Source organism: Candidatus Stygibacter australis (genome assembly GCA_030765845.1).
In the GTDB taxonomy this organism is placed as follows: domain Bacteria; phylum Cloacimonadota; class Cloacimonadia; order Cloacimonadales; family TCS61; genus Stygibacter; species Stygibacter australis.
In genome coordinates this window covers 1-25,503 of record JAVCDJ010000031.1, presented here as the reverse complement: position 1 = coordinate 25,503, position 25,503 = coordinate 1, and the positions used below count along the sequence as shown (strand labels likewise).

The window sequence follows — 25,503 nt, the reverse complement described above, 5'->3', positions numbered from 1 at the left end:
AGGTGCTGCTCATTCGAAACCGTGTTTCCCGCATTTTCTTCCTGAGACGCTTCTTTTCATACCCAATTTCACTTAATATGGAAACTATCCTTAATCTGGGAATTATCCGCTGTATAAAAATAGGAATAACCTATTTTTGGATTCGCATCTTCCCTATTCGTAAAGAAAAATCTCTGGCTGATTTTTATATAAACCGCTTTGGCAAAGAGCTATATAATACTTTCTTTCGGGATTATACCACCAAAGTATGGGGTGTCACACCAGATCATATAAGCCCTGAATGGGGAGCACAGCGAGTGAAAGGGCTTTCTATCTCAAAAGCAATCCTGCACGCTGTTCGCTCTATATTTAAGAAAGATAAATCCATTGGACAAAAAGGAACTGAAACATCCTTGATCGAGCAATTCACTTATCCGAAATATGGACCAGGTCAAATGTGGGAAACCGTTGCTGAAATGGTGCAGAAAGATGGTGCCGAGCTCTATATGAAAAAGACCTGTACTGGTTTCATTTATGATAATGGCAAGATCACTGGTGCTGAGATAACCGATACGGATACAGGTGAAAAAGAAGTAGTCACTGGAGATATATACTTTTCCACAATGCCAGTGAAAGACCTGATCCTGGGAATGGGAGAGCCTGTTCCTGCTAAAGTGAAAGAAGTCGCTGAGGGATTGATCTATCGTGATTTCATCACTGTAGGCTTACTCCTGAAGAAATTGAAGGTGAAAAACAAGGGTACTTTTAAGACAGTGAATGATATCGTTCCCGATAACTGGATATATATTCAGGAACGCGATGTTATCGTAGGCAGAGTGCAGGTATTCAATAACTGGAGCCCATATATGGTGGCAGACAAAGATAACGTTTGGATCGGACTGGAATACTTCCTTAATGAGACAGATGAAATGTGGAGCTGGGAAGACACAAAAATGGCACAACTGGGTATTGATGAAATGGTGAAGATCGGTATCATTGATCGGGAAGATGTCCTAGATTCGGTTGTTATCCGCACCGCTAAGACCTATCCGGCCTATTTTGGCAGTTATAATCAGTTTGATCACATTAGAGATTTTGTGGATACTATTGATAATCTGTATATGGTGGGAAGAAATGGTCTGCATCGCTATAACAATCAAGATCATTCCATGCTGACTTCCATGACAGCAGTTGATAATATTGCCAAAGGTATCAAAGATAAAACCAATATCTGGGAAGTGAATACCGAAACAGAATACCATGAAGCCAAACAGGAAATGAGTGAAAAACTCAAAAAACAATAAACATCAGGAAAACTATGGAATCAATGCACGGAACAACAATAATCGGCATCAAGCATAATGGCAAGATAGCTATCGGCGGAGATGGGCAGGTCACATTGGGAAATACTGTGATGAAAGCCACTGCCCGTAAGATCAGAAGGCTATATGATGACAAGGTCGTGGTAGGGTTTGCCGGAGCAACAGCAGATGCTTTTACTCTCACAGAAAAATTCGAGGAACGGCTTAAGCAGTATAAGGGTAATCTGCTGCGTTCAGCTGTGGAGCTTGCCAAGGAATGGCGATCAGATAAAATGCTCAGGCATCTGGAAGCGATGATGATAGTTGGTGATAAAGAGAACCTGCTGGTACTCACAGGTAATGGTGATGTACTTGAGCCGGATGATGGAGTGGTAGCTATTGGTTCTGGAGGAAATTTTGCCCTTGCAGCAGCAAAAGCTCTGGTAAAATTCAGTGACCTTTCCGCAAAGGAGATTGCCGAGGAGTCTCTTCAAATTGCTTCCGGTATATGCATTTACACTAATAGCTCTATTATCGTGGAAGAAATATGAAATTATCGCTGCAACTTCTGACCGATTTGGAGATTTAAATGCCCATTATCGGTATAATGTGTGAATATTTAATTCAAATTAAAGCCTATAATGAGAAATATTGTTTTCTAAAAAACCCTTAATAGTGGTTATTAAAACCACTTAAGGTAAAAAATAATAATATTTATTTTGCATATGGAATTGAAATTGCGTAATTCAAAATGGAGGTATTAAAATTATGAAAAAAATTAACGGTGTAATTTGGTTATTTATCATTTTTTCATTTGCATTAGCGATAGTCAGTTGTTCAAGCAGTGATGATAATACAGTAACAGATCCAATTAGTATGACTGATCTTGTGATAGCGGATGACTTCAATTTTACAACACACAGAGATGTAGAAGTTACATTTAGAGCTCTTTATGCAGGAGTTTTCTATATTTATGATATGGAAGACAATCTTTTGAAGAAAGGGCGGATTGATTTAGATGATGGTTATCAGGGCGTTGTAAGCATTCCAAATGACGTAAATGATGTGAAACTTTATTTTAGTGAAGTAGAAGATCTGGAAGCAGTTTACACAATAACAGGTGATATTATTGACTATGATTTCTATCCACCTTCTGAAGAAGAAGAAAGGGGTGGTGGAACTCGCTGTGAAGATCAAATCCATCCGATACTGGAATGTATTGAGCATTTGGGTGATGGCTTATTTTTAGCTCATTTTGGTTATAGAAATGATTATGATGTTGTGCAGCAGATACCAATTGGTCCTATGAATAAGTTGCAAAACACTCCAAATCAGGATATGGGACAGCCTACTGTTTTCGATCCTGGGCGTCATGTAGATGTTTTCACTGTCGAATTTCCCGGTGATGGATATAGGGATGATGAAATTTTCTATATCAAATGGAAACTGGGAGGTACCTTGGGTGAAGGATTCGCCAGAGCAGATTCTATATCCACTGAATGTCCTCGTGGGGTTTTTGATGATGATGATAATGATGGTGTATTAAATGATGACGATGATTTCCCATACGATGAAACCAGAGCATTCTTGAACCACTTCCCTGCAACTGACAGTTTAACCTTAAACTGGGGAACACTTGCTTTTGAAGACTTATGGCCCCTGATGGGAGATTATGATTTTAATGATGTAATAATTAATTATCGTTTTGAGACAGTGGATGATCCCAGTGATTACCTTCTGGAAGTTTATGGATATTTCACTCTAAGAGCTTCTGGTGCTTCTTATGAAAATGGCTTTGCCATTGAAATGCCTTTCCTGACTGGAAATGTGGAAACATTAACATTTACTCCAGAACTTAATGGAAATGGTATCATTTCTGGTGATAATTCAGCAATTGTGAAATTCTTTAGTAATGCTCTGGAAGTTATGAATAAACCGGAAAACAGCACTTTTGTTAATACTCAAATCAGTGATCCATATTTGGACCCTGTAAACTTTGAATTTTATCTAAAACTTACTGAAGCAGTTGATGAGAGCACTTTCCCCTGGTTAGAACCACCATATAATCCCTTTATTATTGTAGATCAGGTTACTGGAAAAGAAATTCATCTGCCTGATATGCCTCCAACAATCTTAGCTGATCCTACACTTTTTGGCACTGATGATGATGATTCAAATCCGGGATCTGATCGCTATTATAAAACAGCTACTAATCTACCGTGGGCTATTAATCTCCCAATTGAATGGACTTATCCTCTTGAGAGAATTCAAATTATTGATGCCTATAACTACGTTGATGATTGGGCAGAAAGCAGCGGGGATATTTATAATGACTGGTTTGAAAATAATGAAGGTTATATTGTAGAAGAGAATCTTTACCTGGCACCATAACCAGAAGTAATTAATAGTTTAAAAGCTATATTTCAGTGTTTTTGCTGAAATATAGCTTTTTTTGTTTTCCATAAAAAAACACTTGCGTTATGAACCTATGTGCATAATTTTGCCCCCTGAAGAAAAGCAGGAAGGAGAGAATATGCCCAGACCTCAAAAAGACAGGCTGGTGGGACACCCGCCTCTTTTCACAGATTTTAAACCTGTGGGAATCCGACGCAAGGCACTTGAGACAATAATTTTGAGTCTTGATGAATACGAAGCTATCCGCTTAACAGACCATTTGAATCTGGAACATTCTCAGGCAGCCGAGAAAATGGAGATTTCCCGTCCGACCTTCACACGTCTCATTGAACAGGCAAGGTTTAAGATCGCTCAGTTTCTGATTGAAGGCAGACATCTCACTATTGAGGGTGGGAATATCCACTTTCGGGGTAACATCTATAAATGCGGAAATTGCGGAAATATCTTTAAATCAGAAATAGATAAAATTATAGGGAAATGTCCAAAATGCGGGTCAGAAAATATAACTGACCTTGCCAGTGAGTTTGGTCATGGCAATTGTTGTCGTGAAAGAGGTGAGAATTCCACTAATGAGTAAGCAGAGATTCAATCTTAAAAATGTACTCACAGTTTCACTGTCACATTTATTTCATGATATATATTCATCATTTCTGGCACCGATATTACCACTGCTGATCAGTAAACTGGGAATTAGTGTATTTCAGGCTGGTTTTCTGGATATCATCCGCCAGATACCAAGCCTCCTTAATCCGTTTCTAGGTGTAATAGCCGATCGTGTAAGTGTGCGATATCTGATCATTATCGCTCCTGCCATAACAGCTATCTCAATGAGTCTGCTGGGGATTGCTCCAAGTTATATTATTGTTACTATTTTGATCTTTATGGCTGGTATTGGTTCAATGCTTTTTCATGTTCCAGCACCGGTGATGATAAAGCAGGTATCTGGTGACCGCATTGGCAAGGGAATGAGTTTTTATATGCTGGGTGGAGAACTGGCAAGGACTTTGGGTCCTCTGATTATCCTGGCTGCTATCTCATTATGGAAACTGGAAGGCACATGGCGTCTCGCTCCTTTTGGAGTGATTGCTTCAGTAATTCTCTTTTTCCGACTACGGAAGATCAAAGTAGTAAAAGCAGATAAATTAGAAAATCCCATTGGGATAAAAAGCACTTTGCGTACTATGACACCCTTCTTTATCACGATTGCCGGAATCATATTCTTCAGGGCTGGTTTAAAAGCTGCCCTCACAATTTATTTACCCACCTATCTTACTATGAAAGGCTCCAGTCTCTGGATAGCGGGAGCATCGCTTTCCATATTGCAGTTTGCCGGGGCAGCAGGCACTTTTCTGGCTGGTTCAATTTCAGATAAGATCGGCAGAAAAAATGCTCTTCTGATCATCGCCATCGCCAATCCTCTTTTAATGTGGTTATTCACGCACTTGCATGGCTGGTTGACTGTTCCAGTGCTTATCCTCAATGGTTTCTTTCTGTTTGGCAGTGGTCCAGTGATGCTGGCTATGGTGCATGATCACGATTCTGAGCACATGTCTTTGATCAATGGGATTTATATGACTATCAGCTTTGTTTTGAGCTCTATTATGATCATGTTTGTAGGTTATTTCACCGATAAGATCGGACTGGATAGTACTTATTCGATCATCACTTTCTTTGCCCTGGGCACTATACCATTTGTATTTTTTCTAAAAAATAAATAAGGAGATGAAAAATGAGAAACTATGATGTAATCATTATTGGAGGAGGACCCTCTGGGATTATTGCTGGGGTAACTGGCAAGAAACAGAATACCGAGAAAAGCTTTCTAATGATCAAAGAAGAAGCGAAAGGTCTTGTACCATGTGGTATTCCTTACATCTTTCACGATCTGGGTGACGTATCAAAAAACGCCATGGGACCCAAACCTTTTATTGATGCAGGTGGAGAAGTTGTGGTTGATCAGGTGATCGATATTGACCTGGAAACCAAAATCCTCACTACCATGAGCAAGCAACAATTCGGCTATCAAAAACTTGTGTTTGCCACTGGCTCTATTCCAATTGTACCCACTTTTATTCCCGGTTATGAACTTGACGGTGTGGAATATATCATCAAAAGCTATAATTACATTGAAAAACTGAAAACCAGAACTGATGCTGCAAAAAATATCGTAGTTATCGGTGGTGGCTTCATTGGTGTGGAAGTTGCTGAACAGCTTGCTAAATTTGAAGATAAAGTGGTTACTCTGGTAGAAATGGAAAGCTGCTGCCTGTTCCGGGCATTCTCAAAAGATATTGCAGATAAAGCAGATGAAGTTATTCGCAATACTGGAATCAACCTTAAAACTGGCTGTAAGGTTACTGAAATCATCGGAAAAGATAATCAAGTAACTGGTGTTCGCCTTTCTGACGGTTCAGAGATCATTGCTGAAATGGTGATCACGGCTATTGGCTACAAGCCTAATACTGGGCTGGCTAAAGCTGCCGGACTATCTATGAATGACCATAACGCCATTGTAGTTGACCGCTATATGAGAACTCCTCAAAAGGACGTTTTCGCTATAGGTGACTGCTCCCAGACTACTGGATTCATCACAGGACGTACAGGTAATATCATGCTGGCATCAACTGCAACTGCTGAAGCTCGCATTCTGGGTTATAATCTGTTCAGTATCAATCTTCTGCGTAACTTTGTCGGTACTCTTTCTGTATTCTCTACCAAGATCGGTGGAGTGGCTTTTGCTTCTGCCGGTGCTATTGAGCAATCTGCCCAGCAGGCTGGAGTTGAATATGTAATTGGTAAATTCGAAGACGTTGACAGGCATCCAGGCACTCTGCCGGATACTTCCAAAATGCTGGTGAAATTGACCGTTTCACCTCAGGATCATTCCATAATTGGTGGAGAAATAGTAGGCGGAGACTCTACTGGTGAATTGATCAATGTTGTGGCACTTGCCATTCAGAAACACGTAACTGTTTTTGAATTGATCTCATTTCAGGTTGGTACTCACCCACTGCTTACTACTGCACCCACCAAATACCTGCTCATAAAAGCAGCAGAAAACGCTATAGCTAAACTAAAAAAATAAATTCCAGATCTTCAAAAAACGGCAGGCAGATATATCTGCCTGCCGTATCTGCTTAATTAAGTGCCCGTTCCTCGAAGACCGTGCCGTAGCCTTCTGGAAGTAGTCCATAACTTTAGTGATGGAGTAGGCGAAGGATGGACATGAGAGTACTCCGGCGGTGCACGTCTGCTTAATTAAGTGCCCGTGCAACGCTAACGGTACTCCGGAAGTGTGGCGCAGGAAACGGCAGGTATGTCACCGAAACTACCAAACCTTGCCGGGCTACATCTTCCTCACCGAACTTCTATACTTAGCCAAAACACCTTTTCTTATCCGTACAAATCCGTAAAATCTGTGTCATCCGTGTTCTATATTCTCATCATCTTCCCGCATCCCCGCTCCATCTGTGAGTACACCGGCGGCGCACGTCTGCTCATACACGAAGGCATTGAAGTGCCTGAGGATAAAAACAAATAGACAAAAGAAACTTGATCGACTAATTTGCCTGAAAGAATATAAAGTATGAAAGAGGAAATATAATGTTTAAGAGGTTCCATCTTATAATATTAATTATTGTCATACTAACCGGCAGTATCCTTCAAGCAGGACAGATCAAGCGGTTATCCCGTAAGGGATCTAATATTTTGATACTCCATTCATATAATTCCACCTATATCTGGAGTGAAGAGATCACCAAAGGTATCAGTGACTATCTGGAAAGCGCAAGTGAGGAAAAAGTAAATCTCTATCTTGAATATCTTGATGCCAAACGCTATCCGGGAGATGGTTATCTTGAGAAGATGAATATACTGATAAAGGAAAAATATCAGGACATATCAGATATAGATTTAGTGATAGCCTCAGATAATCAGGCATTATCTTTTATGATGAAATATGGTGAAGATATATTCCCGGAAGTACCAGTGGTGTTTTGTGGGATAAATTATCTGGATGATTATGATTTGAGTGGCTATCCTAACTATACTGGAGTGAATGAGATCATTCACCCGGATTTAACGGTAGAGCAGATATTAAAAATACAGCCAGGGGTGAAAAAGATCTTTATTGTGAGTGATTGCAACACGAAAACGGGGGTTGCAACAACCAATCAGGCGAAGAAGCAGCTAAAACGGTTTGAAGATAAGCTGAAATTTGAATTTCCTTTAAATTATACGATGAGTGAGTTGGAAGAGAAATTGCGGAAGCTGAGCAACGAATATGCCGTCTTATTATTAATATTCAATCTTGATAGAGGTGGAGATTTTTTTGAAGTTGAAGAAACAGTAGAAAGGATATCAAAGGCGTCTCGCGTGCCGGTTTATGTATGCTGGAATTATTATTTGGATAAAGGAGTGCTTGGTGGAGCGGTGATATCTGGATATCAGCAGGGTGAAGAAGCAGGAAAAATTGCCTTGAGGATACTTGAGGGTGAACGAGCAGAAGATATACCGATATTAAAAGATACTCCCTATCAATATAAGTATGATCAGAAAGCATTGGATAGATTTGGGTTAAAGATATCCAGATTGAGCAAAAATACAATAGTAATTAATGCTGGAAGGAATTATCTGCAAGAGAACTGGCAATCACTATTAGTATTTCTGATAATATTTATTGTTATGGCATTATATATTGCTAATCTATTATGGACGCAGAAAAATCTGAAAATCAGCCGTCAGAATCTTCGTCAGAAGGATATTGAATGGAATAAACTTGCCGGCAGCCTTCCCGGGCTTGTTTTTAGAATAAATTACAAGATGAAGTTTCTTTATATCAATTCATATTTTCATGATCTGCTGCAATTCAGTCCCGAGGAGGTTATAGGTAAACATTTGACTGAATTACCGTTAAGGGATGAGATAATTCAGATCAACCAGCAGGCATTAACCGCAGCACTTGAAACTGGAGAGTCACAGAAAGTGGAGTTCAAATTTGGCAGTGGAGATAATATCCGAGCCTTTGAGACAACAGTTCAGCCGGAATTTGATGAGAATGGGAATATCAATACCCTTCTGGGAATAGTCTATGATCTGACGGATAGATTTAAGACAGAATTGCAGCTAAAAAACAGTGAACAACGAGCCAATGAAGCGAGAAAGATAGCCCGGTTGGGTTATTGGGAAATGAATTTAAAAACCCATAGAATAAGATGGTCACTGGAATTGAGTGAAATATTGGGAGTGAAACACGACCCGGAAAGTCAGTCGCTTGCCCTTTTCTGTAAATCTATTAATCAACCGAAGGAATTACTTTTAAAAGCATTAAAACGAAAAGAATTGACTGGTGATCTTAATTTTGATCAGACTTATAAGATAGAGAATACACGAGGTCAGCTGAAATTCCTTCACGAACGGGGAAGAATCTCCGTTGATGAAAATGGCAGGGCATTATCAGTATATGGAACAGTTCAGGACATCACAAGTGAGAAGCAGGCGGAATTACAGATCAGATCAAGTGAAGCCAAGTTTCGGGCAATATTTAATCATGCACCAATGGGTATATCTTTGATCGATGAAGATATGAATTTTGTCTATTTTAACCCTACAATTTTATTGATGTGTGGTTACAAGATAAAAGAATTTGAAAAACTGCAGATCACAGATCTAATTCATCCCGATGATCTAACGGAATGTCTTGAGAAATTCCAGGAAATATTTGAAGGAAAGAGCAACCAGTTTGTCATCAGGAAAAAGCTTTTATGCCAGGATGGAACATTTTTATGGACTTTGACAACAGTGACCTCATTTTACACGGAAGAAGAGGATCGCAGATATGCACTGATCATGGAAATGGACATTCATAACCGGGTAAAAGCAGAAGAGATGGTAGCTGAAAGTCAGCAATTATTGAAAGAAGCACAGCAAATAGCCAAATTTGGCTACTGGAAATATAATCCAGAGACTGATATGATGAGTTGTTCTGAAGAGATGCTGAATATCCTCGGTTATGAATCAGGTTCTTCTACAGAGATAAATAGAATAGAATTTGTATCGTTGCTTTCTGAGGAGAATCAGGATAAATTTCTTGAGCAACTCCAGCAATGCGTGATGATCAACAGTAAGTTTGAATTAGCAACCAAAATCCTAACGCGAGATCAAAAGGAATTACAGGCAAATATAAGACTTGAGAGTCAAACAAGAGAAGGAGAAAAGAATTCTGTATTGGGAACTTTTATTGATATCACTGTGATGAAATCAATAGAATCTCAATTACGTCAGGTTGAGGCGCGCTTTAGATTATTCTTTGAAAATTCACCTATGGGAATTATTATCATGGATAGTTCAAAGCGGATCAATCTGGTAAATCCTGCCTTATTGAACCTGTTGGAATTAGAAACTGAAGATATTCTCAATCAAGAAGTATTGAAGTTTCTATCTAATATCCAAAAAGCTGGTTTTACGGGACATTTGAATAGCATAACTTCCGGTAAGATCGAATCATCTACTGAGGAATATCAGTTGATCAAGAACAACGGTCAACATTTCTGGTGTTCACTTACCATGGCGCGTTTGGATAGTGAAAGCATTTCCAGTCAGGGAATCATGCTTTTAATAGAAGATATTAATGAGCAGAAGCTTGCCAGAGAGCAATTACGGGAAAGCGAAGAAAAATACAGATCAGTATTTGAAGTAAGTCGTGATGGTTTATTACTTACTAATAACGATACTGGTAAAATCCTGGAGGTAAACAGTTCTGGAGCGGAAATGTTCGCCTATCAAAAGCAGGAATTAACGGGGAATTCGATCATGGATCTGGCAGAAGATCGTGAGAAAATGCAGCATTTTATTAATGACCAGGAACAATTAATTCTGGGTGAGCAGGGACGAAGAAAAGATGGGAAAGGTTTCCCAATGGAGATTTCACTTAATTATTTTCGCAGGAATGATATAAATTATTATGTCGCATCTATTCGTAATATTTCTGAACGAATCCAGTTTGAGAGGGAATTGCAGGAGAGCGAGAAGAAATTCCGGACAATAATTGAAAATGCTCCCATGGGAATCATCTTTGTAAATGAAGAAGGCAGTATAATTTTCTCAAATCAGGAGATATTGAAGCTGTTAGGCAGCCATTTGGACCGCAAACTTGAAAAGCTGGAATCTCTTCTCGTTGTGGAAAGACGTGATTTATATAAAATAGTATTGGAAGATATTTTTACAGGTAAGAGAGCTGAGTTTTTTGAAGAGCAACATATCCTGCGTGAAGATGGCAGCATGTTCTGGGGGAATATTCTGATCTCAATTGTTCAAACGGCACCTGAGAAACCTGATTTTGCTATTATCATGATCCAGGATGTAACTGAGCAGAGAGAAGTGGAAGAGAAACTTCATGTTTATGAAAAACTGGAATCTGTGGGTCAACTTGCCGGGATGATCGCTCATGATTTTAATAATCAGCTGATGGGTGTACTTGGCTATGCAACCATCCTTTCGGAGCAATTGAAAGATGAAGAAATGAGATCATATGCCCAGATGATCTATAATGCAGCTGAGACTTCTGCTGCCTTGACCCAGAAGCTTCTATCTTTTGCCAGAAAGGGCAGACATATCACAATCAATCAGGACATTCATAAGCTGATACAGGAGACTCTCAGTCTGGTTCGGGCTACAATACAAACAAAAATCAAGGTTAAATTACTACTTGAAGCAAAAGCCTCCATCATTCCAGCTGATCCTGGTCAGATTCAGAATGCTTTGCTAAATCTGATTTTAAATGCCTGTGATGCCATGCCTGCAGGAGGAGTTCTTAAAATTACCACCTCAATAATTGAGCTGAAGGAATCAGACAGTAGTACTTTTTATGAAAACGTAATTGCCGGCAGATACATAAAAGTATCGATCTCAGATACCGGTCAGGGTATGACTGAGGAAAGCAAAAAGAGGATATTTGAGCCTTTCTTTACCACAAAGAGGGAAGGTAAAGGTACTGGTTTAGGTTTACCAGCAGTTTTTGGGACAGTAAAATCTCATCAGGGGTATATTTCTTTTGATTCAGAACTAGGTGAAGGAACAGTATTTAATCTCTATTTACCCTTATCAGAGATTCAGGTTGAAGAAGAAAGCAGTAGCAATTCTAAAGGATACACAATACATGGCAGCGGGAATATCATTTTATTTGATGATGAAGAAATTGTGAGAAAAACAGTTTATACTCTGCTTAACAGCCTTGGATACAATGTGAAAACATTTGCCGATGGGATTGAGGGTTTACAGTATTACAAAGCAAACTGGGAAGAAATAGACTTGATCCTGCTTGATGTGATCATGCCGGAAATGGATGGACCGGAAGTATTCAAAAGACTTCAGAAGATCAATCCCAAAGTGAAAGTATTACTTTTTTCTGCCTATAGTGCCACACGTGATGTTCAAGATGCATTAAATAACGGGGCTTTGGGGTTTATTCATAAACCTATATTGAGAGACGAGCTTTCGCAGAAAATATCTCAAGCTCTGGCTGATCAAAGAGTAAATAATCTGCGTTCACTTTTCGGGATCAAAGAAGCAACACGAGTGGACATCAATCAAACGCTGCTGCTCGATCTCAAAAAAGGTATCATTGATCAGTTTCATACAATTATTTCTGATCTGAAAACAGCGATGGGAAATATGGAAACAGATAATATCCTTCTGATGCTTCGCTCTCTGGAACTTTTCGTTCAGAAGGTCAAAATAAAAGGCATCAGTGCTCTGATCAAAAATCTGAAACAAAAATATACTGAACCGCAGAAATGTGAGGAAATTCTTAACGAGATAGAAAATCAGTTTATGCGGGAACTGGAATGAAGCTGTTAGATTTTTTTATGAAAATACCAAATGGTAGATTTACCATGAGATTAATAAATTGACAAATAAGTGCCATAATGCACATTGACAAATAATATTCAAGATGGAGTTAGTATGAGTTTATTGGACAAAGTCGGGAATTTTAAGGAAGCGGACCGGGTAAGGGAGCTGGGACATTATCCCTATTTCAGGGTGATCTCATCTGAACAAGATACAGTAGTGACCATGAATGGTCGCAGAATGCTGATGATGGGATCTAATAGTTATTTAGGTCTGACAAATCATCCCCGGGTGAAAGAAGCGGCTATTGCAGCATTAAGAAAATATGGTAGTGGCTGTGCAGGTTCAAGGTTCTTAAATGGAACTCTTGATATCCACATCGAATTAGAAGCTCAGCTGGCTGAGTTTGTAGGTAAAGATGCTTCCCTGATTTTTGCCACTGGCTATCAAAGCAATCTTGGTGCCATTCAAAGTATGGTTAGCCGTAATGAATATATCGTAACAGATAAGTTTGATCATGCCTCAATAATTGACGGCTGCAGGTTATCAGGCGGAAAGATGTTGCGCTATAATCATAATAATATGGAAGATCTGGCACGGGTAATGGAAACTATTAAAGGCAAGAATGCTCTTATTGTAGTTGATGGGATATTTTCCATGGAAGGAGATATCTCACCTGTGAAGGAAATATGTGAAATAGCTGAGAAATACGGCGTATCAGTAATGGTAGATGAAGCTCATTCTCTTGGAGTGATGCATCATACCGGCGCTGGAGTAGCAATGGAAGCAGGTTGCACTGATCGAGTGGAACTGATCATGGGAACATTTTCAAAGAGCCTGGCATCAGTAGGTGGTTTCATTGCCGGAAGTTCAAAAGTTATGGATTACATGAAACATAATGCCCGTCCCCTGATATTTTCTGCTTCTCTACCCCCAGCATCTGCTGCCAGTGTTTTAGAAGCTCTCAAAATAATGAAGGAAGAACCTGAACGAATAGAAAAACTCTGGGAAAACACTCACTATATGGCAAAAAACTTTAAACAGATGGGTTACAATACTGGCTTATCCTGTACACCAGTGATACCATTACATGTGGGAGGAATAGACAATGCTTTCAAGATGTGGAAGCTGCTGGATGAAGAAGGTGTGTTTATCAATCCAGTTGTACCACCGGCAGTGCCGCCAAATGATACACTTATCAGAACCAGCTTCATGGCTACGCATACCCGGGATCAGCTAACTGAAGCCTTGGAGAAATTTGAGAAGATCGGCAAACGAATAGGAATAATTTAATATATATTTTAAGCCCCTGAGGGGGCTTTTTTTTTAATTGGAATATTTGTTGCTTCATATATTATTGAAGGAGTTATTATGAAAAAAATAGTGTTTTTAATTATGATAATCATATTTGCAGCCAGTATGCAGGCTGCTGCAATTTCTCAATCCACTGCCAGAAGAGGAGTAGAAAACTTCCTGCAGAACAAGGGACGAAATATTGAAATAGCAGAAGAATATAATATTGTAACTGACAGTAATGAACTATTTATATTTAATTTAACAGAAGATGGTTTTGTAATCACAGCAGCAGATGATATTTTTTATCCGGTGATCGCTTATTCCTGGAAAGGAAATTATACACCAGCTAATAGTGAAGACCTGCAATTTAGATTTATAAAAGAGGACTTAGAACTTCGCAGATCATTTTACCTTGCTAATCCGCAGATGACCGCTGCAAATCAGCAAGCATGGACTGATCTTATTTCGGGCACAAGACCCGTGAGGACTTTTCAGCAATGGCCAATGGATGGGACAACTATTACTGATGGCTGGTGTGAATCCCAATGGAGTCAATCTGGAGTTTTCAACCAGTTCTGTCCGCTTGATAATTCCGGTAATCGCAGTGTAGTGGGCTGTGTGGCAACTGCAATGGCTCAAATTATGCACTATCACGAATATCTGGGTAATCCCGTTTTTAGTAACAATGATGATTATAATTCCGGCTGGTGGGATCCTATTGACATAGATGATGATCATGAATCAAATGATTTTCCTGACTGGAATGAACTCAATGACTATCTGGATATTGCAGTGGAGAATTATTCAAATGGAGAATTGCCTACCAGTGATGATCTTGCTGCCTTGAATTATGCCTGTGGTGTAAGTGTGGAAATGAGTTATAGCTCCGAAGGTTCTGGAGCAAATACTGGTGACGTTGCCAGTGCCCTGAGAAATAAATTTGATTATAATACTGCTTCCTGGAGTGACAATTATGGAGGAACATTTTATAATACTATTGCAGAAGATATGATCCATATGCAACCCTGCGAATTTTCCATTTATACTGATGGCTGGAATGATGGCCATGCAATTGTCTGCGATGGTTATAATACAGATGATTATTATCACCTGAATTATGGCTGGGGAACATCAAATATTGGCTGGTATTATATACCCAGTGGGATGCCCTCAAATTATACGATTATTGGTGGTGCTGTGCACAATATAGAGGGTGGTGAAGTGCCGGTTTCTGTGAGTGGACAAGTTTCTGGACCTTCAATACTTGAAGACAGTTATATTCTATTTGTTGGAGAAAATTACTGTTATGAGTCATATGCAGATATCGCTGGTAATTTCAATGTTCCAGCTCTAAAACCCGGTTGGTACACCATTTCTGCAGTCAGTGGCAGATTATGGTATACCGAACAAGAGATCTATATTGATTCAAATCTAAGTTCACTCATTCTGGACATGTTTAATTATGACGCTCTCGATGGTCAGGTGAATGCTGATATCCAGACGGGAGGTACAAATATAGCTCTATATGATTCTCTTGAGCAGGTTGCTGCTACAATGGCTGACTTGAATGGATTTTTCTCAATTCCGGACATTCTGCCGGGAACATATACTGCTACTGCTTCTCTTTCTCCAAATTATTTTGGTTCAAATTCAGTTACAATTAATCCTGATAATCAATTTGTTCTGATCGATATGGAAGAATTTGAGCATTCCTCCAGTATCCACTGGTCAGATGAACCAGTAGACACACATTCTCTTGTTCCCATAGAAATCTCATGTGCCATAAAAATCCTTAGTGAGGATCTGATCTCTCATACAGGAGATATATTCAAAGGAGTATCATTTAAATGCCCGATCGAACAGGGCGAAGGTAATATTACTGCACAATTGTGGAAAGGTGATCAATTACTGACTGAACAACCGATAGATGAATTTTACTATGGAGAAGAGATTTTTGCTGAATTTCCAGTCTTTACGGCAATTGATCCTGATGAGGATTATTATGCCGGTTTTAAAATTGAGACTGAGACAGGTGCTATCGCCTGGAAAGATGCAGGGCCTCGTGTTCCGGGTAAAGGTGCATGGTTCAGGATCTCTAACTGGGTAGAATTAGCCGCTTCTTTTGACTTCAATTTCTGTATCACAGCAAATATGATTACTCATCTGGTAGATAATGATAATAATGAATATCAGATTATCAAAGCAGATCATTTTAATAGCAGCTATCCAAATCCCTATATTCAAAGTTCATTAAGAAATCCTGTTACTGTCAGCTTTGATCTGGCAAAATCCGGTGATACACAAATTGACCTATATAATCTTAAAGGACAGAAAGTCCAGGAGATATATAGAAATCATCTGGAAACTGGCAAACACGATATTTCCTGGCAACCTCAAAATTTAAGTACAGGGATATATTTCTACCGACTTTGCATTGATGGAAATGAAGCAGATTATCAAAAAACTATAATTATTAAATAAAGGACTATATATGAAAAAACACCTTATCATCGGGATATTCCTGATCATATTTACTTCAGCACTACTTGCGAGCCCAGTAACAATAGATGAAGCTACTCTGGTAGCTCAAGGAAAGCTGACTTTGTCTGAGAATTCTTGTCAAATTGATAGCGTAAACCCAATTACCAACGAAGATAATCAGAATATTGCCTGGGCTTTCGATCTTTCACCTGTGGGATTTATTATTGTTAATTGCGATACAGATATTGTTCCGATATATGCCTATTCATTCCGCAATTCATTTTCGCTGGAAGAAGTGCAACAAAACACTGCTCTTATGATGCTTAAAGAAGATATCAAACTGAGAAAATCTGCTATTGATGTTACTGATCCGGCAATTATTCAAGATAATAATCTTACGTGGCAGGCTTATTTAAATAATGACCTGCAGAGCTTGATCTCACGTGATAGAAGCGTATTCCCTCCTTCATCTTATAACACGCCAACAGGTGGCTGGGTTGTCACTCAATGGGATCAGGGTCATCCCTGGAACCAGTTTTGTCCAATGGACCCAGATTCTGGCGGTCGCTCAGTTGTTGGCTGCGTGGCTACAGCTTTTGCTCAGGTAGTAAATTATCATCGCGAAATAGGTGATCTGATGTTCGATGATGATGATGATTATGTATCAGATAATTACACATCTCCTGTATATCTGGATGATGACTGGGATACTTATAATTTTTTAAATTTCCCTGATCTGAATGTTTATATGGATGAGTTACGAGATAATTATGCAAATGGACTTAATTTCACAAACACCTTGAAGGGTGCACTTTCCTTCGCCTGTGGTATTCTCACGGAGATGCAATATTCCAATAGTGGTTCTGGAACACAGACTCTTTATTCTGGATATGCCTTTTCAAACCGGCTGGGATATGACAGTGTATTAAATGTCTATAATATCGGTAATGATTTTTATACCATTCTCTCAGATGATATGGTTAATGGCAGACCTGCCATGATCTCAATTCTGGGTGGACCGGAAGGTCACTGTATAATTGTTGATGGCTGGAATAGTGATACAGATTATTATCATCTTAATATGGGCTGGAACGGTAACAGTGATGGCTGGTATTCATTACCTGAGGGTATGCCTGCTGGATACAATGTGATCAGAGAAGCAGTATGTAATATTGAGGGTGGCACAGTACCTGTAGATATACTGGGATTTGTAAATGCCTATGGTGAAAATGTTAACGGCACAGAAATTACCCTTGATGGAGCCGTAGATTATATTTGTACTACCGATGAGACAGGAATGTTTAATCTGGCATTTGTTCATGAAGGCTGGTATGATGTAACTGCCACACTGGCTTTGCTGGACGGAGGATATTATTACCATCAGCAGCAGGAATACATTGATGCCACAAACACCTTCCTGCAGATTGATATGGATAATTATGAATTTATTGATGGTAATGTGACTGCTCCAGTGGATCCTTCGGGAACAAACATTGCCATTTATCAGAATAATACTTTGGTTTCAGAAGCGGAAGTGGCGGCTGATGGCAGTTATCAGACTGCTGGATTGCTCCCGGGAAGTTATGTACTCGTAGCAAGTCTTCCTTCTCATTATGGCAGAGTTCGTCACATCAATGTCAGCTTGGAAGAGCAAACTTATAATTTTGAACTTTTTGATTATCAGCAAAGCAGCAATTTCTCTTATGCCTCAGAACCTGAAGATATCTGGCACCTGATTGCCACCACAATGAGTGTTGCTATCAAATTAACTGATGATGAACTGGCAGATATGGAAGAAGCATTAATCTCCAAGGTTATATTTAAATCACCAATCGCACCTGAGGACGGACAACTTTGGGCTCAAGTATGGCAAAATGAAACATTGATCAGCGAAACTGAAATATCCGATTTCTCTTATGAAGAAGAGCTGGAAATTGATCTTAATAATTTCGCAATCGTCGAGCAGGGAAATGAGTACTTTGTAGGATATAAGATTCAATCCTCCAATGCTGATCTCGCCTGGCATGATGCCGGTCCACGCGTACCGGGAAAGGGTGCCTGGTTCAGGATCAATTCCTGGACAGAACTCCCCGTTGCCAGCGATGTTAATCTTTGCATAGAAGCAGTTATTCTCCATCCAATGCTTGATGAAACTTCTGATAATGTTCCACCTCAAATCATCATACTTCAACAGAATTATCCTAATCCTTTTAATCCCGAGACAACGATCAATTTCAATCTGCCTTCTACTGATTTTGCCAGTCTTATAGTTTATAATATTAAGGGAGAAAAAGTTGCTACTCTTGCAGCAGAAGCTCTTTCTGCCGGGGATCACATCTATATATGGCAAGGCAAGGATGATAATAATTTACCTGTTTCCTCAGGAATTTATTTCTATCAGCTTGTTACCAGTCAGCAAACAGAAACCCGAAAGATGATCCTGCTTAAATAAATCTGGTTTTACAGAATATTGGCTCCAGATATTCTGGAGCCTTTTTTGTTTGTATAACAATTGAAACTTTTTTTTGATTTTTCCGTTATATTTTATGCAGTATAAACAGCGCAGCTGTGTCAGAGTAATTGGGAGTTGAATTTGAACAAGAAAGATCGGACAGATTATAGCAAAAATATAAGGACAGCAGCCGTCCTGCTCTCTATACTGCTGCACTTTATTTTGATCAACCTATATACTGTCTTGCCGAACAAACAAGAATTACAGAGTTTAGATTCCACTCCCCCTATATCTCAACCTCAGGAAAAAAGACTGACCTTTGAACTTGTGGAAACGCCACCCGGTATAGAAGATCAGCAACCTTCGGAGGAAACTGACCTTGCTTCGGATCAAAACTCCAAAGCTCAGGATAATTATACCGCAGATATTGAGTCAGGCTTACCCTTCTCTGAAGGTATTTCTGAGGCAAAGAATTATCCCCTTTCTGCTATTCAACCTGCTTTCGGAGAAGAAACTGCAGAAGAAACAGACCAAAACGAGCAGACAGAAGCTGAACAGACCGAATCTGAAACTATAGAAAGTGAATTCTTCAGTCAGCTTCTGCAACAGCAGGAAAAATCTCTTAAACAGAAGCTTGAAAGTCCTGAACCCTCACTGAAGAATTTAGATACTTCCGCATCTGATCTGGGAGGATTCAGTTTTAATACTTATAACTGGGACTTTGCCCCCTATATGCTTTCGATGAAAAGACGGATTCGCAGTAATATGAATCTGCCCTATGCCTTCACTCATTTGGGTGCTATCAGTGGTAATATAATGGTGCATTTCACTGTACTGCCTTCTGGTATTGTCAGTAAACTTGAAATATTAAAAAGCGATGCTCATTACTCACTGGATCAATCCAGTGTAAATGCCATTAATGCTTCATCTGCCTTTCAGCCGCTTCCTTCTGATTTTCCTGAAGACAAACTGGAAGTCACTGCCAGATTCTCATTTTCCATAATAAAAGACTAAGGAAATAATATGATTGAATTTTATCAGTCTCTTGCTCAGGGTGGAATTGTGATGATCCCACTCTCAATCTGCTCGATACTCGCTCTTGCCATTATAATTGAAAAATTCATTGTGCTCAGGAAAAGAAAAGTATTTAATCCTGAGATTACTTCAGTCCTTAAAAATATCGCTTCACCTGATGATTTCCCCCTCGCCTTATCCGTATGTAATAATTATAATGGTCCTTTTTCACATCTCATCATTATAATTCTTCAGAACTTTCATCAACCTTTGGAAGATATCAAAGAGGATGTAGCTGATCAGGCACGGCAGGAGATCAATTTCCTCGAGCGAGGTCTGGGCATACTGGAAACGGTAGCTGCCATTGCACCAATCCTTGGCCTTTTGGGAACAGTTTTTGGCATGATAAGAGTATTTGGTGATATTTCTACTCAGGGAGTAGGAGATGCAGCTTCCCTTTCATCGGGAATATCAGAAGCTCTTATCTCTACTGCAGTGGGACTTTCCATTGGAATCCCTACCCTGGTTTTTTATAATTATTTCTTTCAAAGGGCAAACAGCATCATTCTGGAACTGGAAAAGATCAGTAATGAACTGATCCGTAAGATCAGAGCTTTTAAGCAGGAGTCCTGATGCAACTGGTTACTAATAGAAAAAAAAGAGGTGCTGCCATCATCAATGTCACATCTCTCATTGATGTAGTATTATTGCTCCTGATCTTCTTTATGCTCACCACACGCTTTGTGGAGCAGCCCGGCATGAAGCTTGATCTGCCTCAGGCGCAATCATCCCAGTCATCAAAACCTCAGGAAAATACTCTGCTAATTAATGCCCAGGGAGATTTGCTTCTAAATAATGAAAAGATTGATATAGGGGATTTGAATTTAAAATTATCTGCTCTGATCGATACTTCATCAACCGAGAATGCTCTGGTACTTAAGGGTGACCGCACTGTGGAATATGGCTCAGTGGTTAAAATTATGGATATGGCAAAACTGGCAGGTTTCCAGACCCTTATCATTGCCACAGAAAAGGAATAAGCTTTTAGACCCGTTCCTCCAAATTAGCTCCATAAGGCATAAAACTGAACCAGTCAGGTACAATCTCTATCACAGCGTATCCACTATCTGCCGGATCAGTCCAATAGCGCTTGATAAAGGTTGCCACTTCCATAATCTCACCTTTCAAGCCAATATCATTGATCAGGTTCGCTTTGCCATTTATTCTGATATAACAGCCCTTTTCCTCGGTATTGGGATAATAGCACACCTCTGCATTAGCCTGCTTCCTGATCTGAGCGCATTTGGCATCTGCATCTCCAGTAGCAATAAAAAACCGTTCCTTATAATAGACCAGTATCACTGGTCTCACATAAGCCCGATCCCCATCAGTTGTAGCAAGCATTGTTTCCTGCATCAAATCAAATTTCTCTAATACTTCGAGTCTAGTCATAAATATCTCCTTTTGGTGAACAGTGATTGGTAATGTGAGAAATTGCCAGTTCCTAAAAACCAGTCAAGTTCTCGTCTCACTTCTCACTGCTCACTTCTCACAAAAAAAATTGCTGGTCGCAAGACCGGCATATTTTTTATAACTTCTCGTCAGCGAACTTTCGTCCAGCAGCGAGAGCCTTGACATTCATATCAACTATCTTCTGACCTTTTCTTCCGAAGATTGTTTGCAAAGCTGCTTCAAAGGATTTATAAGGTATGGATAAATATTTCGTTGCTGCTCCCAACATCACAATATTCATAGCTCTGGCGCTACCCAGATCCTTGGCAATCTGATCAGCATTCAAAAGCACGTGATTTCCCAGACTTTTGATCTCTTTCTCAACATCTTCCATCTCGGGATAATTTGGTATATTCTTAAAAGGTGTGCTGTTAGATATCAGCCAACCGTCTTTTGACAGATAGTTTTTATAACGCAGAGCTTCCATAGGTTCAACTGAAATGATCATATCACAAGCACCTTTCGCGATCAGGTCAGAATAGATTGCTGCATCCGATATACGCAGATGACTTTGCACATCTCCCCCACGCTGGCTCATGCCATGAACTTCTGCCTGCTTCATGTTCAAACCATTATCTAGAGCGGCTTGACCAATGATTGCTGCAATAGTCAGGATTCCCTGTCCACCGACGCCTGCCAGTATTATATCCTGTTTCATTATTTTGCCTCCTGCTTCTTCTTTGCACGCATTCTGCGAGTCATAGTTTGAACGCATTCTCTGCGAGGGATTATTACAGATACACCTTCATATTCTATCTCTTCTTTTAGCACCTGCACATTTTCTTCAAACTGGCGGGAAAGTGGTGTGATCACACGAATATGTTCTTTCTCTACTCCCATTCCACTGCAGATAGCTTCCAGTTTTCCAAAGCCAGTATAATCCTGTCCACCGGTCATACCAGTAGTGGAATTATCAAGGATTATGATCACCAGGTTAGTTTTATCATAAATGCAATCCAGGAGCCCAGTCATTCCTGAATGTGAAAAAGTACTGTCTCCTATCACTGCAATTGCCGGGAATAAACCAGCATCTGCAGCACCTTTTGCCATCGTGATCGAAGCGCCCATATCAAGGCAGGTATTAATCGAATTATAAGGAGGCAGAAAACCCAGTGTATAACAGCCAATATCACTAAATACGTATCTCTGCCCATCTTCAACATAAGATTTTAAGGCTTCATTTAATGATTTATAACTATCAATATGAGGGCATCCCACGCATAATGCGGGTGGTCTGCCTGTTACTACTTCCGGTAAACCTTTGCCTGAAAGAGTTTCTTTGCCTAAGGCAACTGCAACTTTATTGGGGTCCATCTCTCCGTCACGGGTAAAAGCGCCGTTTAAACGTCCCGTGATCTTAGTATTTTTGGGGATAGCTCCCTTTAACATCTCTTCCACCAGAGGTTGACCTTCTTCCACTACCAGTATCTTTTCGCAATCATCTACAAACTTTTCGATCATCTTAACTGGAATAGGGTACTGGCTGATCTTTAATATGGGATATTCACAATTATAACGTGTAGTAGCTTCTTTTACATAATTATAGGCAAGACCACAGGCTATTATGCCCAGGCTGCTGTCTTTGCCTTCTTCTACCCAGTTATAGGGTGAGTTTTCGCTTTCTTCAGTCAAATCCGGCTGGATTTCGATCAGGTGTTTATACTTTCTTCTGGCAAAGGCAGGTAAAAGCATGAACTGATTACGGTCTTCAGGTAACTTCAATTCATTTTCTGCTAACATCTCTCTTCTTTGCACACCACTGCGGGAATGACTAAGTCTGGTTTCCAGACGCATCATCACTGGCAGATGGTATTTTTCTGAAAGCTCATAAGCATGAAATGCCATATCATAACATTCCTGCTGATTTGAAGGTTCCAAACAGGGGATCATGGCAAACTTGGCATAAAATCTGCTGTCCTGTTCATTCTGTGATGAGTGCATACTCGGATCATCTGCAACAGTTACGATGTGTCCACCATTTGCACCCACAAAGGCTGAATTCATAAACGGGTCAGCAGCCACATTTAAGCCTACATGCTTCATACAGCTCATAGTTCGCTTGCCGGTATATGACATTCCTACTGCTTCTTCCACGGCTGTCTTCTCATTAGAAGACCATGTGCGGTGAATATCCCGCTGCAAAGCTTCAGGGCATTTCTGGATATATTCCATCACTTCTGTCGAAGGTGTGCCGGGATAAGCAAATACCCCTGAGCAGCCAGCATCAACAACTCCCTGAGCTAAGGCTTCATCTCCCAATAGCATCAGTTTCTTCATAAACTTCGCTCCTTATTGTTTTTATAAATTTTGTCATATATTTTACCCCCCCCCATTTTCTTCAAGGTATTTTTTCCTGAGACCTTTAAGATAGCCAAATACTGATTGGCGTAAAAAATAAAATATGGAGAATTTATTTTTATTGCGTATAAACGTTGTATCATAATATGATACCATTAATGGCGAACTTTAATCCGATTTTGCGATTCTATACACTTGTAACCCACAGGGAAGCCACTCTGGGGTAATTGAGGCAGAAATTAAATGTATATTATTGAATATAGGGCATTTAGGTAGAAAAGCCCTATAAATCGGCAGAAATTGGGCAAATGGAACTACTGACCTATTTTATTTAGGGTAAAAATAGATTATATTATTTGCGAACGGGAGTATAATAGATTAGTAAATTAAATCTATTGTGAAGAAGCAATTTGTTTTAAGCTTAGTTTTAGTGACGGTAAATTGAAAAATGCATAGGATCAAACTTTGATCAATTTTGCTTACAAGTATTTTACCACAATTTCTATTACCTTATCAAACAAAGGAATTAGAACACTATCAATTGATAGTGGTATAGAATTATTGAAGCGATTTTCCGGTAATTTCAAAGATTCCTTCATTTGCTCCTTTATTTTATAATACTTATCATCTTCAGAATCTTTTTGGGAGAAATTAGAATGAGCACAAAAATGACGCAATTCATAAATTAAATCTAATACCTTTTTATCTTCCCCTTTAACATAATTGAAAAGCTCAATATCATTTATTTTAATTTGTTTTAAATAAGAATGGAGCCTGATAATTATACTTGTATTTATAAAATGACCACAAGAATTCCATTCACTACGAAAATCAGCATCCAAAATCTTTTTTAATGATAAACCAATTAAGCAAGCTTGAGATTCTGATTGATATAAAGATGAAGTTTCCAAACCTATCCATTCACTATCATTTTGATCTTTATTTTTCTCTATAATTTCTACTGAAATTAATATTTACCCAGCCTACCTGATCTTCGGGTATATCAGATATTGCCAGAATAATTGGCTCCGCTAATTCTACCAATATAGTTTCGTTAGCTATAGATGTATTTAACTGTCCATATACCGTTAAAATAGCATCATAAAATCCCGCTTCTTCATAAGTATGGGAGGGAGATTTATTTCTTCGCTAAACTCTCCATCTCCAAAATCCCATAATAGACTATCTACCTCACCAGATGACATATTGGTAAAATAAATGCCTAATGGTGCGACACCAAACAAAGGTGATGCAGAAAAATCAGCCTCTGGTGGAATATTTGGCCCAATAACTTCAATATCATTGTTTTTTTCATTATGTCTGTTCCAGCAGGTCCCGCTACTGTTAAAGTAACACTATAAGTACCTATATCTGTATATCATGGAATGGATTTAGTTGATTAGATGTTGATATCTATGAATTTGAATAAACTGACTCGCAGTACCTTATTATGAGAAATCTTGTAAATTCCAGTTATTTTTGTTATTCAACTCATTAACTATCAACGAAAAACTAATCTTCAATATCAACAATGTCTCGAAAAACGTTTCTTTGTTAACTTCATTATCTAATTCTAATTCATGAATCACACTATGTCTTTTTTTTATTATTTCTTCCAATTTATTTTTTACGAAGTAAAACTTATTATTCACTTTTTTTCTCTTTGCTAATACCTTGAAAATATCCAATTTAAAATACTTATAAAAAACTGTATTTATTATATCCAAATTCTGAAAATTCCATTCTTTTGATAGGATGTACTCGATGGTTTGATCTCCTTTTTCAATATCTAGTAAATCTCTATAAGTAACTTTGATCCTTTCTTTAAGAATTGAATCATTCTTTTCCCAATTATATCTTAGAAGGACTTTAAATGTTTCTTTAAAAAAATATTCAAATATTGAAATT

The 25,503-nt window shown here is 39.0% G+C and carries 19 protein-coding genes; 13 read left to right on the top strand and 6 right to left on the bottom strand.

What is annotated here, in order from left to right; all coding sequences use genetic code 11:
- From RAO94_01870 to RAO94_01810, 13 genes are all read left to right on the top strand, one after another.
- Positions 1-1,283 (top strand): NAD(P)/FAD-dependent oxidoreductase (locus RAO94_01870; GenBank protein ID MDP8321077.1); only part of this gene is annotated, 1,283 nt, incomplete at its 5' end.
- A gap of 14 nt (positions 1,284-1,297) precedes the next feature.
- On the top strand, positions 1,298-1,831 hold the full coding sequence (gene hslV, locus RAO94_01865) for an ATP-dependent protease subunit HslV (protein ID MDP8321076.1): 534 nt from the start codon (positions 1,298-1,300) through the stop codon (positions 1,829-1,831).
- A 217-nt stretch (positions 1,832-2,048) separates the two neighbouring features.
- Positions 2,049-3,671, top strand: coding sequence for an LruC domain-containing protein (locus RAO94_01860; GenBank protein MDP8321075.1), 1,623 nt, complete (start codon positions 2,049-2,051; stop codon positions 3,669-3,671).
- Between the two features lie 142 nt (positions 3,672-3,813).
- Positions 3,814-4,272 carry a DUF134 domain-containing protein gene (locus RAO94_01855; GenBank protein ID MDP8321074.1) on the top strand — a complete coding sequence of 153 codons (459 nt, stop codon included), beginning with the start codon at positions 3,814-3,816 and terminating at the stop codon, positions 4,270-4,272.
- Positions 4,265-5,413: an MFS transporter gene (locus tag RAO94_01850; GenBank protein ID MDP8321073.1), complete on the top strand. Its 1,149-nt coding sequence runs from the start codon at positions 4,265-4,267 to the stop codon at positions 5,411-5,413. Before RAO94_01855 ends, RAO94_01850 begins: the two co-directional genes overlap by 8 nt.
- Positions 5,414-5,424: 11 nt before the next feature.
- Positions 5,425-6,780 carry an FAD-dependent oxidoreductase gene (locus RAO94_01845; GenBank protein ID MDP8321072.1) on the top strand — a complete coding sequence of 452 codons (1,356 nt, stop codon included), beginning with the start codon at positions 5,425-5,427 and terminating at the stop codon, positions 6,778-6,780.
- Between the two features lie 518 nt (positions 6,781-7,298).
- Complete coding sequence (locus RAO94_01840; protein MDP8321071.1) at positions 7,299-12,542, top strand: ABC transporter substrate binding protein; 5,244 nt, start codon at positions 7,299-7,301, stop codon at positions 12,540-12,542.
- A gap of 114 nt (positions 12,543-12,656) precedes the next feature.
- Complete coding sequence (locus tag RAO94_01835; protein MDP8321070.1) at positions 12,657-13,835, top strand: pyridoxal phosphate-dependent aminotransferase family protein; 1,179 nt, start codon at positions 12,657-12,659, stop codon at positions 13,833-13,835.
- Between the two features lie 78 nt (positions 13,836-13,913).
- Positions 13,914-16,319 (top strand): C10 family peptidase, encoded by a 2,406-nt coding sequence (locus tag RAO94_01830; protein ID MDP8321069.1) that lies wholly within the window; start codon positions 13,914-13,916, stop codon positions 16,317-16,319.
- Between the two features lie 10 nt (positions 16,320-16,329).
- Positions 16,330-18,771 (top strand): C10 family peptidase, encoded by a 2,442-nt coding sequence (locus RAO94_01825; GenBank protein MDP8321068.1) that lies wholly within the window; start codon positions 16,330-16,332, stop codon positions 18,769-18,771.
- 141 nt (positions 18,772-18,912) lie between these two features.
- Positions 18,913-19,785 (top strand): TonB family protein, encoded by an 873-nt coding sequence (locus RAO94_01820; protein ID MDP8321067.1) that lies wholly within the window; start codon positions 18,913-18,915, stop codon positions 19,783-19,785.
- A gap of 9 nt (positions 19,786-19,794) precedes the next feature.
- Positions 19,795-20,418 carry a MotA/TolQ/ExbB proton channel family protein gene (locus RAO94_01815; GenBank protein ID MDP8321066.1) on the top strand — a complete coding sequence of 208 codons (624 nt, stop codon included), beginning with the start codon at positions 19,795-19,797 and terminating at the stop codon, positions 20,416-20,418.
- Positions 20,418-20,825 carry a biopolymer transporter ExbD gene (locus RAO94_01810; protein ID MDP8321065.1) on the top strand — a complete coding sequence of 136 codons (408 nt, stop codon included), beginning with the start codon at positions 20,418-20,420 and terminating at the stop codon, positions 20,823-20,825. The genes RAO94_01815 and RAO94_01810 overlap by 1 nt, the downstream gene beginning before the upstream one ends.
- Positions 20,826-20,829: 4 nt before the next feature.
- Here RAO94_01810 and RAO94_01805 read toward each other — a convergent pair whose 3' ends face one another.
- The 6 genes from RAO94_01805 to RAO94_01780 all read right to left on the bottom strand — a co-directional run.
- Positions 20,830-21,237 (bottom strand): pyridoxamine 5'-phosphate oxidase family protein, encoded by a 408-nt coding sequence (locus tag RAO94_01805; protein ID MDP8321064.1) that lies wholly within the window; start codon positions 21,235-21,237, stop codon positions 20,830-20,832.
- A 136-nt stretch (positions 21,238-21,373) separates the two neighbouring features.
- The gene (locus tag RAO94_01800; GenBank protein MDP8321063.1) at positions 21,374-21,955 is read right to left on the bottom strand and encodes an indolepyruvate oxidoreductase subunit beta; all 582 of its coding nucleotides are present in this window, start codon (positions 21,953-21,955) and stop codon (positions 21,374-21,376) included.
- Positions 21,955-23,574, bottom strand: a complete 1,620-nt coding sequence (locus tag RAO94_01795) for a thiamine pyrophosphate-dependent enzyme (GenBank protein ID MDP8321062.1) — start codon at positions 23,572-23,574, stop codon at positions 21,955-21,957. The genes RAO94_01800 and RAO94_01795 overlap by 1 nt, the downstream gene beginning before the upstream one ends.
- A gap of 500 nt (positions 23,575-24,074) precedes the next feature.
- Positions 24,075-24,506 carry a hypothetical protein gene (locus RAO94_01790; GenBank protein ID MDP8321061.1) on the bottom strand — a complete coding sequence of 144 codons (432 nt, stop codon included), beginning with the start codon at positions 24,504-24,506 and terminating at the stop codon, positions 24,075-24,077.
- Between the two features lie 177 nt (positions 24,507-24,683).
- Positions 24,684-24,839 carry a hypothetical protein gene (locus tag RAO94_01785; protein ID MDP8321060.1) on the bottom strand — a complete coding sequence of 52 codons (156 nt, stop codon included), beginning with the start codon at positions 24,837-24,839 and terminating at the stop codon, positions 24,684-24,686.
- 204 nt (positions 24,840-25,043) lie between these two features.
- Positions 25,044-25,503: hypothetical protein (locus RAO94_01780; GenBank protein ID MDP8321059.1), on the bottom strand; the 460-nt coding region annotated here is incomplete at its 5' end.